We start from the raw sequence: 14,694 nt of genomic DNA on the forward strand, positions 1-14,694 counted from the left end.
GGTATCACTACGGCCCGGTGTCGGCCAGAATGGTTCGAAATCAGCTTGCCCCACCCATCCGACATCCGCGGGTTCGCACCCGGGTCGCGCCCGCAGGAGACACATGAGACACCTCGATCTCGTCGGCAGCACCACGGTGATCACCGGAGCCGCGAACGGGATGGGCGCCGACATCGCCCGGCTGCTCGCCGCACGGGGAGCGCACCTGGCCCTGATCGACCACGATGCCGCAGCGCTCGAGGCGATCGCCGGAGAGCTTCACGACAGCCGGGTGACGACCCACGTCGTCGACCTCCGCGACGATCAGGCCGTGTTCGCCACCGCCGCCGCGATCGGCGACGCACACCCGCGGATCAATGCACTGATCACGTGCGCCGGGTCGTCGATGCTCGGCAACCTCGACCAGCTCACGATGGAGGAGATGCGCTGGCTCACCGATGTGAACCTCTGGGGCACGGTCTCCATCACCAAGGCGCTGCTGCCGGCGCTCCGCGCGGCACCCGCGGCGCACATCACCCATCTCGCCAGCGTCTACGCTCTGGCCTCCCCGGCCGGACGCATCCCCTACGCCATGAGCAAGTTCGCCGTGCGGGCCTTCTCCGAGGCTCTGCGTCACGAACTCGAAGGCACCTCGGTGAGCGTCGGCGCGGTCTACCCCTCGGGCGTACGCACCGGGATCATCCTGCACGGACGTTACGCCGCGGCCATCGACCCCGCCGTCGCGGCCCGTGCCGCCGCCGCGCAGGCCGCGATGTACCACACGGAGCCCGCGGAGGCCGCCGCCCGCATCGTCCGGGCCACCGAGCGGCGGGCGGCGAGGACGATGGTCGGACGCGAGGCGCGCCTGATCGACGTCCTCGTGCGGATCCTGCCGTCGTCGTACTGGCGAGTGATGCGGCGCCCCCTGCGGGACGCGGTCGACACGACCACCCCGGTGGCGTGAGGACGCCTCAGCGGACCGCTCCGACCCAGATCCCCGAGGCCCAGGCCTGCTGCTCGCCGTTGCAGCCGGCTGAGCCCGGATAGCCCCGGACGGCGGCCATGCAGTTGGCCAGGAACTCCGGGTCGCCGCCGAACAAGGAAGCGTAGGCACCCGACGACGTCAGCGCACCCCAGACCCGGAACTGGTAGATGTGCGCGAGCTCGTGCGCCATCGCCCAGTTCAATCGCCCCGAGCTCCAGTTGGCGATGTCGGCGCGGTACTTGATGTACCCGTTGCTGTTGGCACATGCCGGCGCGCTCCCGCCCGCGCACGACGAGGACTCGTACAACCCGACCCCGCCACCCCCGACGAGGTCCAGTGCAGCCCGCACCCGGGCGTAACCGCCGGGACCGCTCGAGGTCCAGGCCGGCCCTCCCGGTCCGGCGCTCTGCGCGGCGAGTGCGGCCTGTGCGGCTTGAACCTCGGTGCCGACCTTCTCCGTCAGTGCGTTCACCGTCGCGGTCGCCGCCGTCACCGTGTCCGGGTTCACCTTCTCGGCCAGCACCGTCTGCTGGGCGGAGAGGGCAGCGGCCCGGTGCGCGGCCGTGTCGACCACCCCGCGTGCTCCGTCCAGAGCGGCGGCGAAGGCGGTGAGCTCGGTCACGAAGGCCGGGCGGACGGCGAGCACCGCCGCGCGTTCCGCGGTGTCCCTCTCGGCGCGATCGACCGCCCCGTCGAGATAGTCGGTGCGCTGGGTCGTCTCGTGGTATTCCCGGGTGAGGGAGCTCAGCTCGGCCACCGCCACCGCGCGTTCCTGGTCGAGCGCGTTCGCCCGCGCGAGCACCCCGGCGGAGAGCATCACCGTCATCGCGACCACGACCGCCAGCATCCGGCGGATCACGGCAGGAACCCCGTGGTGTCCGCGATCTCGCCATCCTGCTCGGCGATCTGCGAGCGGAGGGCGGTGAGCTTCTCAGCGAGCTCCAGATTCTCGCCCTGGGACTCGTCCAGAGCACGCTCGACTCTCACGATCTCCGCCTTGACGGCATCGACGGCGGCTGCACGCTCCTGGTCGGCGAGCGCCACGACGACCACTCCGCCGAGCAGCAACAGGCATCCGACCGCGACAGCAAGATTCCGCATCTCGCTCCCCAGAACAGCGCAACATTTCCGGACCGACTCCGATCGCACCAATATACAACCGATGCCGTCGCCGTTGCCCCGGACTTCGCGCGGCCGACCGTCGTCGCGGTCAGACCATCAGGTCGCTGCTGCGCGCGAGGCGGCGTTCCGCGGCGGCCTGGCCGCTGGCGAGGTGGGCAGGGATGATGCGGCGGAGCGCTTCCGTGTCACGAGCCATCATGGCTTCCAGGATGATGCGGTGCTCGTCGGCCATCGCGAGGAGGTCGTCGTGCTGACCGAAGAGCCACCTCAGGCGCGTGAGGAACACCGCGATGAGTTCCCCGAACATCTCGTTCCCGGCCAGCTCGACCGCGATCTCGTGGAACTCCGCTGCGGCGATCCTCGCGGCCTCGGCGTCGTCAGCTTCGGCGGCAGCGAGCTCGCGCTCATAGGCGCCGCGCATCCGGACGATGCCGGCCTCGTCGTGCCGTTCCGCCGCGAAGACGAAGATCAGCGTCTCGATGGCCTCGCGCACCTCGGCGAAGTCCTGGATGTCACGTCGGGTGAACTCGCGCACGACGGCCCAGGTGCGGGGTCGGGCGACGACGACCCCTTCGGCGACCAGCGTGCGGATGGCCTCGCGGACGGGAAGGCGGGACACGTTCAGCTCGGCCGCGATGTCGCGCTCCACGAGCCGGGAGCCGGGGGCGCGCCGCCCGAGCACGATGTCGTCTCGAAGAATCCTCGTGACCCTCACCGACTCGAGTTCGCCGATTCCCCCCATAGCCCCCGCCATCTGGGCATTCTCGCACTCCGGAGTCGGATCAACAACTTTTGGTATCCCAACACGCCCGGGCGTACGCGCCCCCCGAGCGGGCACGACGAGTGCGCGACGCCCCCACGCCCGCGTAGGACTCGATCAGGGCAGCCGGTTGGCGGCGGCGATGTTCGCGGCCAGCTCCGCGGCGTTCTGCCGCACGACGTACGCGGGGCGATCACGCTCGACCCGCCACGACTCACTGAGCGGCCCGACGTTGACCGTGTCGAAGCCGGCCTCGTCGTAGAAGCGCGTCACGAACGCGACAGCCTCCGCGTCGTCACCGGCCGTGGCCAGCGCACGTCGATCAGCGGTCCCGGCCGGCGTGCCGTCCGCGGTGATCTCGGACGCGTAGATGTGGTTGAACGCCTTCGCGATCTTCGACGTCGGGAGCGCGCGCTGCACGAGCTCCGACGTCGTCGTCTCCCCCTTGTCGAGAGCCTCGATGCGCCCGTCGCGCTCGAAGTAGTAGTTGTTGGTGTCGAGCACGATCTTGCCCGCCAACTGCTCGGCCGGGAGCTTGTCGATCGCATGGAGCGGCACGGTCACGACCGCGATGTCCGCTGCGGCGGCGGCATCCTCCGCGGTGGCAGCCTTCGCCCGCGGTCCGAGCTCGGCGACGAGGTCGGCGAGGGTCTCCGGCCCGCGCGAGTTCGCGATCACGACGTCATAGCCGTTCGCCACCGCCACCCGGGCGACCTGGCTGCCGATGTGTCCTGCACCGATGATTCCGAGAGTTGTCATGTTCGGCCCAACGCAGCTCGCGCGTGACTATTCCCGTCGCGTCCACCGCTGAGGACCTCAGAGCTCCCGAAGCAGACTCTCCTCCGTGCGGCGATAGCCGAGCTGCTCGTACAGGTCGATCGCGCCGGTGTTGAAGCCGAAGACGTGCAACCCGATGGAGTCCGCACCGAGCCGGCGGGCCTCGCGTTCGGCGGCATGCATCAGCGCCCGCCCGTATCCCTTGCGACGCTCAGCGGTGTCGACCTCGATGTCGAGCACGAAAGCATGAGGGCGACCGTCACGGACGCGCATGCCGATCCAGAGGATCCCGACCTCCGCACCGTCGACCGAGGCGGTGAACAGTGCCTGCCCCTTCGTCTCCACTCCCTCCGGAAGCTCCGCGACCAGCTGGCGATGCGATTCGGCCGCCGCTTCCTCGGGCGAGTATCGGCCGGAGGCGACGAGATCGTCGGCGAACCCTTTCTCCGAGGCGGCGACGAACCGGGGGAACCGCTCGGCCGTCATGGGCACGACGTCCACGTGCACGGGAGCCTCCCGCACCGGCAACGGCTCGAGGACCATCTGGATCGACGCCACCTCGAACCCGCGCCCCTCCAGGAGAGCGTGACCCGCCGCGTCGTGTGGGAACAGCGGTGCGCTGATCCGCGCCACGCCCCGGTCCCTCGCGATCGCCAGGATCTGCGCGAGCACATCATCGTTCCGGGCATCGGAGAGCGGCTCCTCGACGGCGAGCTCGAGAAGGAAGAGCTTGTGTTCACCGACCGCGAGCCAGAGGGTGCCGAGCTCGCGTTCGTGCTCGTCCACGATGCGCAGGATCCGCACGGTCGGGGTCGCGAGGCCGTCCGGCAGCAGCTCCGCGAAGAACGCGTCCGCGAAGTCGACCGCGTCCGCGCCGATCCGGTGCCCGGACACCCGGTTGCCGTCGATGACCCGTTGCCTGGCCGCGCTGTGCCACTCCTCGAAGCGTTCGGCGGGCAGAGGACTCAGCTGCAGAGGCATGCGTCCATCCTGCACCTCACCCGCGTGTGAGCGCGTCCTCCGCGGCGACCCAGGCGAGCATGGCGCACTTCACGCGGGCCACATACTTCGACACCCCTCCGAGAGCGGCTGCATCTCCGAGCAGCTCCTCGTCCGGTTCGATCTTCCCCCGCGACCTCATCGCCTCGCGGAACGCGGTGATCCGCACTTCGAGCTCCGCGACGGTCAGCCCCTCGGCGAGCTCGGCGAGCAGGGACGCCGACGCCTGGGAGATGGCGCATCCGTGCCCTTCCCACGCGATCGCCTCGATGCCGCCGTCGGGACCACGATGCACTTGCAGCGTGATCTCGTCACCGCACGTGGGGTTCAGCTGGTGCGACTGCGCCGCGATCTCGTCACGGAGCCCGTATCCGTGCGGAGTGCGTGAATGGTCCAGGATCAGCTCCTGGTACAGGTTCTGCAGGTCGCTCATACGCCCCTCCGGAAGAAGTCGATCGCTCCGGCGACGCCCTCGATCACGGCGTCCACCTCGGCATCGGTCGTGTACAGGTAGGTACTCGCCCGCGTGGACGAGGTCACTCCGAGGCGCCGATGCAGCGGCTGCGCACAGTGGTGCCCGACCCGCACGGCGATCCCGAGATCGTCGAGGAACTGCCCCACATCATGGGAGTGGATGCCGGCGACATCGAAGCTCGCCAGGCCCACGCGCGGGAGATCGATGTCGGCGCCGAGCACGCGGACCCCGTCGATCGCACCCAGACCGTCGACGAGGCGCCGACCGAACGCGGCCTCGTGCGCGGCGATGCGCGACATGCCCACCTCGGTCAGATAGTCCACGGCCGCGGCGAGCGCGATGGCCTGCGACACCCGTTGCGTGCCCGCCTCGAACCGCTGCGGCGGCGGAAGGTATTCGGCCTCCGTCGTCGTCACCGTGGTGATCATGGACCCGCCGGTGAGGAACGGGGGCATCGCGGCCAGCACCTCGCGCCGACCGTAGAGCGCGCCGATCCCGGTGGGGCCGAGCATCTTGTGCCCGGACAGCACGGCGAAGTCGACGCCGAGCGCCCGCACGTCGAGCGGGAGATGCGGCGCCGACTGGCACGCATCGAGCACAGTCAGCGCGCCGACCTCGCGGGCCGCGGTGACGAGGGTCTCGACCGGATTGATCACGCCGAGCACGTTCGAGACGTGCGTGAACGCCACGAGCTTCGTGCGTGCGGTGATCAGGTCGGCGGCGACGTCGAGCCGCAGCGCGCCATCGTCGTCGAGCGGGATGACCTTCAGCGTCGCCCCGGTCCGCGCGGCGAGTTCCTGCCACGGGATGAGGTTCGCGTGGTGCTCCATCTCGGTGGTGACGATCTCGTCTCCCTCGCGGAGGCGGAATCGTTCGGCCTCCGCTCCCCCACGCCCGAGTGACGCGTTCGAGAGCGAGTACGCGATGAGGTTGATCGCCTCCGTCGCATTCGATGTCCAGACGATCTCGTCCTCGTCCGCCCCCACGAACCGTGCGATCGTGCCGCGGGCCTCTTCGAACAGCTCCGTCGCCTCCGCGGCCAGAGTGTGCGCGCCGCGGTGCACGGCGGAGTTCAGAGTGGTCGAGAACTCGCGCTCGGCGTCGAGCACCGCGAACGGGCGCTGCGCGGTCGCCCCCGAATCGAGGTACACCAGGGGATGCCCCTGTACCTGTGTGTGCAGGATCGGGAAGTCCTCACGGATTCGCCGCACCTCGTCCTCACTCAGGGGGGCGATCACGTCGACGCCGGAAGAAACGCTCATCGTTCCAGTTTCCCACCTGCACGACAGGCGTGGGCCCGCACGACCGCTCGACCGCGGCCGTCCGCCCCTCTAGGCTCGACCCATGATCGCCCCCGACACACTGCTCGCCCTCATCGCGGCGGCGTTCGTGATGGTGGTGATCCCGGGCCCCACTGTGCTGTTCACGATCGGACGGGCGATGTCGCTCGGCCGGATGGGCGGATTCCTCAGCATCCTCGGGACAGCCGCCGGCTCGATCGTGCTCGTCGTCGGCGTCGCACTCGGTGTCGGCACCGTCATCGCGCAATCGGTCCTGCTCTTCACGATCATCAAGGTGCTCGGCGCCGGGTACCTCGTCTACCTCGGCGTCCAGGCGATCCGCCACCGGAAGGACGCGGCGCGCGCTCTCGTCGCGGAGCAGGCAAGACGCTCCGGATGGCGTCTGCTCCTCGAAGGATTCGTGGTCGGCGTCACCAACCCGAAGTCGATCGCGTTCTTCCTCGCGATCCTGCCGCAGTTCGTCGACCTGCAAGCCGGGTCGGTGCCCGCCCAGCTCTTCGTGCTCGGTGTGATCGTCGTGGCGATCGGTGTGACCTGCGACGCGGTGTGGGTGCTCCTCGCCAGTGCGGCGCGCGGGTGGTTCGGCCGCTCTCCGCGTCGAGTCGAAGCGATGGGCGCGACCGGAGGCGGGCTCATGATCGCTCTCGGCGCGTTCCTGCTCGTGTGGAGCGAGAAACCTGCGAGCGCCTGAGCGGCCGGCGCGAAGCACGCGGACTCACATGCGGGCGAACCGCGCACGGGCGATGCAGAACACCCCGTAGACCGCCAGTCCCACCCCGACGGCACCGAGGAGGACGGGCCCGAACGGCAGCACCAGCAGGCTGTGCAGAGCCGCGTCCAACCCTGCCCCCTTCTCCGGGTCCTGCGTCACGGCCGCCACCACGAAGAGCACCCCGGTCACCCCGACGGCGATGCCCTTGCCGAAGTACCCGATGACGCCGAGCGTGACGATACCGCCGCGGGCGACTCCGGAGGGGAGGTCGAGCAGCTTCTCGAACCCGCGGGTGAACCCGCCGACGATGAAGCCGACCCCGACTCCCGCGACGGACAGGCCGATGACGACGAGCAGTGCCACTCCTCCGGGGGCCGCCAGCACGACCGCGCTGAGGGTCTTCGACGCCTTCTCCGAGTCGGCGCGTCCACCCACCGCGTAGATGAACGCCATGCCTCCGACGACGAGGTAAGCGAGGGAGATGCCGACGAGCTTGATCCGCTGACCCCACTTCTTCGTCTCGGCGGGATCGGTCGCGAGGAAGGCACTCGCGACCTGCCAGGCCGCCAGGGCGAACAGCCCCACGGCGATGAGCACCAGCAGCAACCCACCCACGGGATTCTGACGGATCTGCTCCATCGCTCCGTCCTGATCCGCGTCACCGGATGCGCCCGCGGCGATGGAGATGGCGATGGAGCCGAGGACGACGTGGATCAGCCCGAGCACCACGAAGCCGGCGCGCGCGATCCTTCGGAAGGCGGAGGAATCCTTGGCGACCCGTGCGGCGTGCTTGACCGTGCTCATCGATGAAGAGTATCCGTCACGGCGTGCCGCCAGAAGAGGCTTGATTTCACGACGCGGTCGTGCGGGCGTCAGGTGGCCGGTGCCACCGGCTGCCGGAGGATCGTGCGCAGCTTCGCCGGATCGCTGCGACGCGGATCGCTCAGATAGATCTCATGGTGCCGCCCTCGCATCCGCAGCCCGTTCTCGGGGATGAAGCGGTGATGGAGATCGTCGAGCACGGGACCCTCGTCATCGAAGGGGCCGATGTGCAGGGTCTGCACACAGGTTCCTTCGTCGAGCGTCTCCAGTCGCACGCCTCCGAGTGCGGGCAACGGCTCCTTCTTCTTCGCCGCCTTCTGTGCCACGGCCTCCACGGCGTCGGTGAACATCTCCGCGGTGATGTGGTCGCCGACCATGATCATCATCGTCCACAGCCACGCCGACTTGTCGCGACGCGAGGTGAACGACTCCATGTCGGGCGCATGCCAGAGTCCTTCGAGTGGCATCACGACGGTGTCGATGCCGAATTCCTTCCGACTGGCGAACTTGAGCGTGTACGCCACCGGGAACAGTGCGGAGACGGCTTCGGCGTACGCAGGAGCCGTATTCGGATCCCCCGCTCCATCGATCGCCAGATACTGCAGAGGGGGAACCTCGACGACACGGAACGCACCCCGTTTCGCCTGGTACGCATCGAGCGTCTTCTTCGGGTCGATCGCCGCCATGACGTGCCTCCCTGGGTCGTGTGCCCAGTCTTGCATCGAGGTCCGACATTCGAGGCGGGGCGCACGTGAGTGACGTCCCGCCTCGCGGTCCTCAGCTCTGTTCGACAGGGAGCCAGAGCTCGCACGAGGCGAAATCGCCCGTGAACTCGAGGTAGCGCACGATCGAGGGGCCGGGGCGCAGGCGCCACGGATTCGACGGGAACCAGTCCGCCGCGGTGGCCGCCCACAGTTTCTGCAGGGTCTCGGGGAACGGCCCCCGCGCCGCGAACACGGCCCACGCACCCTGCTCTTGGGGAAGCGTGTCGAGGTCAGCGGGCACTGCGGTCGTGGGCTGCAACGCGACGCCGTGCAGATAGGTCAGCGCTTCTCCCTCCGCGGCGTCCGGAGCGATGTCGGCCGTGACGGCCAGGATGCCCGACGGCTCGGCATCGCCGAGGATTTTGAGTCGCGCGTGCTCCTCGGGTGGTATCGCCGCGATGTGCGCCTGGATATACGGGTTGACGCCCTCGTGGATCAGTGGCACCTCGGCGGCATGGCCTGCGAGGGTGAAAGCGGGCTGGTGAGTGATGGTGACGTCCATCGGAGTGCTCCCTTCGACGCTCAGGCGGAACCGGAGCGTGGGTTGTGTACGGAGAGGACCCCCATCTCGGCGCGCATCAGCCGGGCTGATGCCGTGCACCGCACGGAACGCCCGGCCGAACGCCTCCACCGACCCGTAACCGTGCCGAACGGCGACCTCGAGCAGGCTCGACGCTCCGGTGGCGAGCTCTGCACCGGCGAGTGTCATCCGACGACGACGCACGTACTCCGAGAGCGGCATTCCCGCCAGCGCGGAGAACATGCGGCGTAGGTGATACTCCGTCGTGCCGTGCTCACGAGCGAACCCGGCGACGTCGATCCCCTCGGCGGGACCTTCGGCCTCGACGAGGTCGACCAGGGCGTTGAGCGAGCCGATCATGGGTCCTCCTTTCCCCACCATCGTCGCCGCGCGCCGCTCACCCGCACCCGACTTCTCCGGTCGGATGCGGTCATCTCCCGCTCAGAGCTCGACGGGCGGAGCGGGCTCCGTCTCGGCTTCTTCCGGGTGACGAGCGAGGTTCACGATCCCGGCGACCAAGCCGCCCCAGACCGTGACCATCGCGATGATCATCATGACGATCGCCGTCGTGGTCATGCGCCGGTTCCCTTCGTGGTCGTGTCGATCAGCGGGATCGCCGAAGTCTCCGCATCGGGTTCGTATTCTTCCTTCGAAAGGAATTCGTCGTACTCGGGATCGTCCTTCGCATGCGAACGCCCGCTCCACGGCAGAGCCGAGAGGATCAGCGCCAGCACGACCAGGGCGATGACCATCCCCCAGCCGAAGATCGCGAGGAACCAGGCAGGGTAGCCACTGTAGGGCTCAGACGTCTTGGCGATGAGCTCGCTGATGAAGAGGTACCCGAGCACCACCGGCGCCAGGATGCCCACGAGCACCTTCCAGATCGTCCCTACCCGGAAGCTCGAACGCCGGTTCAGGTGCTCCGCCAGCACCGGCAGCTTGTGCAGCAGCCAGGCCACGACGATCACGGCCACCAGCGCGACCGCCATGATGCCGAAGGAGTTGACGAAGGCATCCGCCGTGTCGAGGACCGACAAGGCCGTGGTCGTCGAGAAGAGCGCCATCGAGATGATCGCCAGCGGGATCGTGACCGTGAGCGTGGTACGCACCCGAGCCCAGCCGAGCTTGTCCTGCAGCGCGGCCACGATCACTTCGAGGATCGAGATCAGCGAGGTGATACCGGCGAAGACGAGGGCGCCGAAGAACAGGACGCCGATGATCGACCCGCCCGTCGCCTGCGACACGATCGTCGGGAAGGCGACGAAGGCGAGTCCGATGCCGGAGGAGGCGACACCGGCTACCTCCGTGCTCTGCGCCTGCGCCATGAAGCCGAGAGCCGCGAAGACACCGATACCGGCGAGGATCTCGAAGCCGGAGTTCGCGAAAGCGACGACGAGTCCCGAGCCGGTGAGATCGGTCTTGCGCTTCAGGTACGAGGAGTACGTCACCATGATGCCGAAAGCGACGGACAGCGAGAAGAAGATGTGGCCGTACGCCGAGGCCCAGACGCCGGGATCGGCCAGGGCCTCCCAGTTCGGGGTGAAGAACGCGTTCAGACCGTCCATCGCACCCGGAAGGAAGAGGGACTGCACCACGAGAATCGCGAACATGAGGGTGAGCAGAGGCATCAGGATCATGTTCGCCCGGCCGATGCCGCGTTTCACTCCGAACGCCATGATCACGATGACGATCAGCCAAGCCGCGACCAGGGGGATGCCCACCTGCGGCACGAAGTCGGTCGACACGCCCACCTCGGCGACATCGGCCGAGCGGAGGAAGTCGATGAAGAAGAAATCATTCTCGTTGCCCGCACCCCACGTGAGCTGGGCGGAGAACCACGTGTACATCGCGGCCCAGGCGACGATGACCGCGTAGTACACGGCGATCACGACGCAGATGAGGACCTGCCACCATCCGAGAGGCTCGGCCGCACGGTGCATCCGTCGGAACGCCAGCGGTGCCGACCCGCGGAAGCGGTGGCCGATCGCGTAGTCGAAGAACAGCAGCGGGATACCCGCCGTGAGGAGCGCGCACAGATACGGGATGAGGAACGCTCCGCCACCGCCTTCGTAGGCGACGTAGGGGAAGCGCCAGATGTTGCCGAGGCCGACCGCCGATCCGATCGCCGAGAGGATGAACACGTTGCGCGAGCTGAAGGCTTCGCGTTTATGGGTCTGCGTCGCTGCGGTGGCCATGCGGGCGAGACTACCCGAGGGGGACACCGGTTCACACTCCGCGCACAGAGTTCGTGAAAGCGCGTCGCGTAATCTCAACATATTGGGGACCTCTGGGGAGAGCGACGGGGCATGAACGCGAATGATCTGCTGATCGGCATACCATCCGGACTTCCGGCGCTCCCGGACGCGGAGAATCCCTTCCTGACGCCCGACGCTCTCATCGATGCCCAGATCACCCGGGTCATCGTCGATGTGCTGGGCGGATCGGTCGGCGTGCTCCTCGAACTGCGTCAATCCTCGCGCCTCCGCGGCAACACCGCCCTGCTCCGGGTGAAGGATGTCGCGCAGCAGAACTGGCTGTGCACACGGACCGCTAACGAGTTCACGGCCTGGTCGATCACCGGTTCGAGGGTGTACGCGCACGAGCGGGAGTTCCAGCTGATCATCGATTGCCTCCCCGTGGGCACCCTGCGCATCGTGGGCTCGGCGGCAGAATTCGTCCTCCTCGACGCAGCCGGACTCGACACCGCACCCCCGGACTACCGCTCCGCCCCTCAATCCCTCGTCAGGTTCGGCGTCGCGGACGAGAACACCCCGGTCGAGCCGATCGGTGTCGCACGATCCTTGCCGCTGCTGTAGCGCAAGGGGTTCCGCTCGCCGCCTCCCGGCGGCGTAGCGTGAGAGACATGTCGAACACGCGCGCAGCAGACCGAGCGAAGCCTTCGACTCCTCTGCAGATTCGACGGCAGACCTGGACGTACATCGGGCGTCGCGCGGTCCAGGAGTTCGTCCGCGACGGGTGCGTGGACGCGGCGGCCGCCCTGACCTTCTTCGCCGTCCTCTCGGTCTTTCCGGCAGGGCTGGCGGTGATGGCGCTGGTCGGAGTGCTCGCGGATACCGACGAGGTGCTCGATCGGCTGCTCACGCTCCTCGCCGAGGTCGCGCCCCCGGCAGTGACCGACACGCTTCGTGCGCCGTTGACCGATGCGGCAGGCACGTCCGCTGCGGGCATCACCGTGATCGTGGCCATCGTCACCGCCGTGTGGTCCGCCTCGATCTATGTGAGCGGATTCGGTCGGATACTCAACCGGATCTACGGCGTCCCGGAAGGGCGACCCTACTGGAAGCGCAAGCCCTGGCAGCTCGGCGTCACCGTCGTGCTCCTCGGACTCGCACTGGTGGTCGTCGGGGTGGTCGTCCTCTCCGGGCCCGTCGCTCGCGCGGCCGGACATGCTCTGGGCATCGGCGACACGGCTCTGGGCGTCTGGGACGTCGTGAAGTGGCCGGTCCTGGCCACGGCCGTCGTCATGATGATCACCCTGCTCTACAAGGGCACCTCCAATCTGAAGCAGCCCCCGCTTCGGTGGTTGGGGCTGGGTGCCGCGTTCGCCGTGGGGGTTCTCTCCCTCGCCTCTGCCGGCCTCTTCATCTACGTGTCGAACTTCGCCGACTACAACCGGACGTTCGGCTCCCTCGCCGGGGTCGTGGTCTTCCTCCTGTGGTTGTTCGTCATCAACATGGCTCTGCTGATCGGCGCCGAGTTCAACGCGGAACTCGAACGCGGCAGGCAGCTCCAGGCCGGGCAGAAGGCGGAATCGGAGTTGCAGCTCCCCCTTCGCGAGTCCACCGTGGTCGACCGGACCGAGCGCTCGCGCGAGATCACGATCGAACGCGGCACCCGTCTCCGCCGAGGGGAGACGCTCTCACCGCGCGAAGACACGGTGTTCCGGAGGGCCAAGAGGTTCCTGGATCGCCTCTGGCATCGAAACGATCAACGCTCCTGACCCCACGCTGTCGCCAGGTCGTCAGGGCAGGCGGCGGACGGTGTCGTCCAGCCGCTCGAGCACGGGGGCGGCATCGGTGGGCGGCGGATCCGTGGCGACGTAGGCCGAGCGGAACGCGGCGATCTCATCCCGCAACCGCAGACGATCTCCCCCGGTCATCGCAGCCTCCAGCCGTTCGAGGAGCCCGACGCCTGCACGCACGACGAGCGGGTGCCTCATCCCGTACGTACGAAGGGCCAGAAGCGCATCGGCGATCAGCTCGATGGGAGACGGCCAGCGGCAGACAACCCGCAGTTCGCCGTCGTCGCCGGGATACCTTCCGTCTGCCGCCGGACGGCCGCAGAGGGTCACGAGGGCCGAGCTCAGCGCATCGATCGCAGCCACCGCCGTGTAGGGGTCGTTGGTACCCGCTGCAAGCCCGCGGACGCCGATCTCGGTCAGCCCCTGAACGGCGAAACCGAGGTCCTGGCGGGGAGTGCGCGCCGCTCCGACGGCGATCGCGGAAGTGATCGCCTTCGACGCCGCCTCCTCCGTGCTCTCGTCCCGCCCCTGATTCCGGGAAACCAGAGACTGAGCGATCACCTGGCCCTCCAGCACGTGGGTTCCCGGCGGCGTGGCTATGCGGACGACGACCTGATGCGCGCGTGCGAAAGCGACGAGGTCCTCGAAGTCGACGTATTGCACATAGCCCGAGGCGGTGGCGAAGAACTCCTCGTGGACGATGAGGTCATCCGGTTCCGTCGTCACCGTGTCACGGTCCGACGCGTCGGGATAGAGGAGGTCGATGACCTCGACGAGCTCCCTCAGCACCCGCCCCTGCAGGGTGGTCACCTGGACCGACCTGGCGATGTGGTGGATGAAGTACACGAGCACCGCGACGTCGGCGATCGCCAGGAATACGGCGAACGTCACTGCCGTGACAGGGACGAACGCAGAGATCGAGTCCTGCTCGGTCCGCACCGCGCGCAGCACCACCAGCGTGTAGAGGAACGTCGAGGTGAGGACCGCGAGGACGAACTGGTTCCCGCGGTCCGCCATGAAGTTCCGCACCAGGCGGGGACCATAGGCCGATGACGTCGTGGCCAGCACCGAGATCGTGATCGAGAAGGATGTCGCCGCCACCCCGAGCATGGTCCCGCCGATGACAGTGAGGATCGCGCGCCCGCCCGTCGCGGACAGATCCGCCAGGAGGGCACCCGAGGTGTCGCCGTTCGCGAGCAGCAGGCGGTCGAGCTCGGTCAGTCCGATCGCGAGGGCGATCGCCGCCACCCCGAACACCGTCGGCAGGAACCAGAAGGACTCACGAGCGCGAAGGAACCAGGTACGCATTCCCGAAGGTTAGTCGTGGATCGCCCCACAGCACACGACCTGACGCGTGGCGGGGGCGGATGCCATCCCTGGGAAAAGTGCGGAGACGAGGGGATTTGAACCCCTGGTCCCCGTGAGGGGACTCCACCTTAGCAGGGTGGTGCACTCGGCCGGACTATGCGACGTCTCCAGGCATCCGACCCGAAAGC

At 68.2% G+C, this 14,694-nt stretch carries 17 protein-coding genes and 1 tRNA gene; 4 read left to right on the top strand and 14 right to left on the bottom strand.

Annotation, left to right across the window (positions count from 1 at the left end; translation table 11 throughout):
• Positions 1-103 precede the first annotated feature (103 nt).
• The gene (locus LVJ59_RS08085; protein ID WP_232762610.1) at positions 104-943 is read left to right on the top strand and encodes an SDR family oxidoreductase; all 840 of its coding nucleotides are present in this window, start codon (positions 104-106) and stop codon (positions 941-943) included.
• Positions 944-950: 7 nt separating this feature from the next.
• On the opposite strand, the gene LVJ59_RS08090 is transcribed toward LVJ59_RS08085, so the two are convergent.
• The 7 genes from LVJ59_RS08090 to LVJ59_RS08120 all read right to left on the bottom strand — a co-directional run bounded on the left by LVJ59_RS08090 (position 951) and on the right by LVJ59_RS08120 (position 6,359).
• The gene (locus tag LVJ59_RS08090) at positions 951-1,823 is read right to left on the bottom strand and encodes a hypothetical protein (RefSeq protein ID WP_232762611.1); all 873 of its coding nucleotides are present in this window, start codon (positions 1,821-1,823) and stop codon (positions 951-953) included.
• Complete coding sequence (locus LVJ59_RS08095; protein WP_047521232.1) at positions 1,820-2,065, bottom strand: hypothetical protein; 246 nt, start codon at positions 2,063-2,065, stop codon at positions 1,820-1,822. Before LVJ59_RS08095 ends, LVJ59_RS08090 begins: the two co-directional genes overlap by 4 nt.
• Before the next feature lie 109 nt (positions 2,066-2,174).
• Positions 2,175-2,840, bottom strand: a complete 666-nt coding sequence (locus LVJ59_RS08100; protein ID WP_232762612.1) for a GntR family transcriptional regulator — start codon at positions 2,838-2,840, stop codon at positions 2,175-2,177.
• A gap of 123 nt (positions 2,841-2,963) precedes the next feature.
• A complete protein-coding gene (locus LVJ59_RS08105; protein ID WP_232762613.1) occupies positions 2,964-3,605 on the bottom strand; it encodes an NADPH-dependent F420 reductase in 642 nt (213 codons plus the stop codon).
• Positions 3,606-3,662: 57 nt separating this feature from the next.
• Complete coding sequence (locus LVJ59_RS08110; RefSeq protein ID WP_232762614.1) at positions 3,663-4,604, bottom strand: N-acetyltransferase; 942 nt, start codon at positions 4,602-4,604, stop codon at positions 3,663-3,665.
• A 16-nt stretch (positions 4,605-4,620) separates the two neighbouring features.
• The gene (gene sufU, locus LVJ59_RS08115; protein ID WP_232762615.1) at positions 4,621-5,055 is read right to left on the bottom strand and encodes a Fe-S cluster assembly sulfur transfer protein SufU; all 435 of its coding nucleotides are present in this window, start codon (positions 5,053-5,055) and stop codon (positions 4,621-4,623) included.
• On the bottom strand, positions 5,052-6,359 hold the full coding sequence (locus tag LVJ59_RS08120; protein ID WP_232762616.1) for a SufS family cysteine desulfurase: 1,308 nt from the start codon (positions 6,357-6,359) through the stop codon (positions 5,052-5,054). The genes sufU and LVJ59_RS08120 overlap by 4 nt, the downstream gene beginning before the upstream one ends.
• An 82-nt stretch (positions 6,360-6,441) precedes the next feature.
• On the opposite strand from LVJ59_RS08120, the gene LVJ59_RS08125 reads away from it, so the two are divergent.
• Complete coding sequence (locus tag LVJ59_RS08125; protein ID WP_232762617.1) at positions 6,442-7,089, top strand: LysE family translocator; 648 nt, start codon at positions 6,442-6,444, stop codon at positions 7,087-7,089.
• A 24-nt stretch (positions 7,090-7,113) separates the two neighbouring features.
• On the opposite strand, the gene LVJ59_RS08130 is transcribed toward LVJ59_RS08125, so the two are convergent.
• The 5 genes from LVJ59_RS08130 to LVJ59_RS08150 form a co-directional block, all read right to left on the bottom strand.
• Complete coding sequence (locus tag LVJ59_RS08130) at positions 7,114-7,914, bottom strand: DUF1206 domain-containing protein (protein WP_232762618.1); 801 nt, start codon at positions 7,912-7,914, stop codon at positions 7,114-7,116.
• 68 nt (positions 7,915-7,982) lie between these two features.
• Complete coding sequence (locus LVJ59_RS08135; RefSeq protein WP_232762619.1) at positions 7,983-8,618, bottom strand: GyrI-like domain-containing protein; 636 nt, start codon at positions 8,616-8,618, stop codon at positions 7,983-7,985.
• Positions 8,619-8,709: 91 nt separating this feature from the next.
• Complete coding sequence (locus tag LVJ59_RS08140) at positions 8,710-9,576, bottom strand: GyrI-like domain-containing protein (protein ID WP_232762620.1); 867 nt, start codon at positions 9,574-9,576, stop codon at positions 8,710-8,712.
• Positions 9,577-9,657: 81 nt separating this feature from the next.
• On the bottom strand, positions 9,658-9,792 hold the full coding sequence (locus LVJ59_RS08145) for a methionine/alanine import family NSS transporter small subunit (RefSeq protein ID WP_081996931.1): 135 nt from the start codon (positions 9,790-9,792) through the stop codon (positions 9,658-9,660).
• Positions 9,789-11,411 carry a sodium-dependent transporter gene (locus LVJ59_RS08150; RefSeq protein WP_232762621.1) on the bottom strand — a complete coding sequence of 541 codons (1,623 nt, stop codon included), beginning with the start codon at positions 11,409-11,411 and terminating at the stop codon, positions 9,789-9,791. Before LVJ59_RS08150 ends, LVJ59_RS08145 begins: the two co-directional genes overlap by 4 nt.
• A gap of 111 nt (positions 11,412-11,522) precedes the next feature.
• Here LVJ59_RS08150 and LVJ59_RS08155 point away from each other — a divergent pair, with 111 nt between their 5' ends.
• Together LVJ59_RS08155 and LVJ59_RS08160 are read left to right on the top strand one after the other, a co-directional pair.
• Positions 11,523-12,032, top strand: coding sequence for a hypothetical protein (locus tag LVJ59_RS08155; protein ID WP_232762622.1), 510 nt, complete (start codon positions 11,523-11,525; stop codon positions 12,030-12,032).
• A 47-nt stretch (positions 12,033-12,079) separates the two neighbouring features.
• The gene (locus LVJ59_RS08160) at positions 12,080-13,177 is read left to right on the top strand and encodes a YihY/virulence factor BrkB family protein (RefSeq protein ID WP_232762623.1); all 1,098 of its coding nucleotides are present in this window, start codon (positions 12,080-12,082) and stop codon (positions 13,175-13,177) included.
• 21 nt (positions 13,178-13,198) lie between these two features.
• On the opposite strand, the gene LVJ59_RS08165 is transcribed toward LVJ59_RS08160, so the two are convergent.
• Positions 13,199-14,506 carry a DUF2254 domain-containing protein gene (locus LVJ59_RS08165; protein ID WP_232762624.1) on the bottom strand — a complete coding sequence of 436 codons (1,308 nt, stop codon included), beginning with the start codon at positions 14,504-14,506 and terminating at the stop codon, positions 13,199-13,201.
• A gap of 80 nt (positions 14,507-14,586) precedes the next feature.
• Positions 14,587-14,675, bottom strand: a tRNA-Ser gene (locus LVJ59_RS08170).
• Positions 14,676-14,694: the final 19 nt, after the last annotated feature.

It is taken from the genome of Microbacterium sp. KKR3/1, from assembly GCF_021272365.1.
GTDB lineage: Bacteria > Actinomycetota > Actinomycetes > Actinomycetales > Microbacteriaceae > Microbacterium > Microbacterium aurugineum.

Excerpts from the sequence above, each read along its gene's own strand:
- LVJ59_RS08085 (WP_232762610.1), top strand. The coding sequence starts at position 104 with ATGAGACACCTCGATCTCGTCGGCAGCACCACGGTGATCACCGGAGCC.
- LVJ59_RS08095 (WP_047521232.1), bottom strand. The coding sequence starts at position 2,065 with ATGCGGAATCTTGCTGTCGCGGTCGGATGCCTGTTGCTGCTCGGCGGA.
- LVJ59_RS08100 (WP_232762612.1), bottom strand. The coding sequence starts at position 2,840 with ATGGCGGGGGCTATGGGGGGAATCGGCGAACTCGAGTCGGTGAGGGTC.
- LVJ59_RS08105 (WP_232762613.1), bottom strand. The coding sequence starts at position 3,605 with ATGACAACTCTCGGAATCATCGGTGCAGGACACATCGGCAGCCAGGTC.
- LVJ59_RS08110 (WP_232762614.1), bottom strand. The coding sequence starts at position 4,604 with ATGCCTCTGCAGCTGAGTCCTCTGCCCGCCGAACGCTTCGAGGAGTGG.
- sufU (WP_232762615.1), bottom strand. The coding sequence starts at position 5,055 with ATGAGCGACCTGCAGAACCTGTACCAGGAGCTGATCCTGGACCATTCA.
- LVJ59_RS08120 (WP_232762616.1), bottom strand. The coding sequence starts at position 6,359 with ATGAGCGTTTCTTCCGGCGTCGACGTGATCGCCCCCCTGAGTGAGGAC.
- LVJ59_RS08125 (WP_232762617.1), top strand. The coding sequence starts at position 6,442 with ATGATCGCCCCCGACACACTGCTCGCCCTCATCGCGGCGGCGTTCGTG.
- LVJ59_RS08130 (WP_232762618.1), bottom strand. The coding sequence starts at position 7,914 with ATGAGCACGGTCAAGCACGCCGCACGGGTCGCCAAGGATTCCTCCGCC.
- LVJ59_RS08135 (WP_232762619.1), bottom strand. The coding sequence starts at position 8,618 with ATGGCGGCGATCGACCCGAAGAAGACGCTCGATGCGTACCAGGCGAAA.
- LVJ59_RS08140 (WP_232762620.1), bottom strand. The coding sequence starts at position 9,576 with ATGATCGGCTCGCTCAACGCCCTGGTCGACCTCGTCGAGGCCGAAGGT.
- LVJ59_RS08145 (WP_081996931.1), bottom strand. The coding sequence starts at position 9,792 with ATGACCACGACGGCGATCGTCATGATGATCATCGCGATGGTCACGGTC.
- LVJ59_RS08150 (WP_232762621.1), bottom strand. The coding sequence starts at position 11,411 with ATGGCCACCGCAGCGACGCAGACCCATAAACGCGAAGCCTTCAGCTCG.
- LVJ59_RS08155 (WP_232762622.1), top strand. The coding sequence starts at position 11,523 with ATGAACGCGAATGATCTGCTGATCGGCATACCATCCGGACTTCCGGCG.
- LVJ59_RS08160 (WP_232762623.1), top strand. The coding sequence starts at position 12,080 with ATGTCGAACACGCGCGCAGCAGACCGAGCGAAGCCTTCGACTCCTCTG.
- LVJ59_RS08165 (WP_232762624.1), bottom strand. The coding sequence starts at position 14,506 with ATGCGTACCTGGTTCCTTCGCGCTCGTGAGTCCTTCTGGTTCCTGCCG.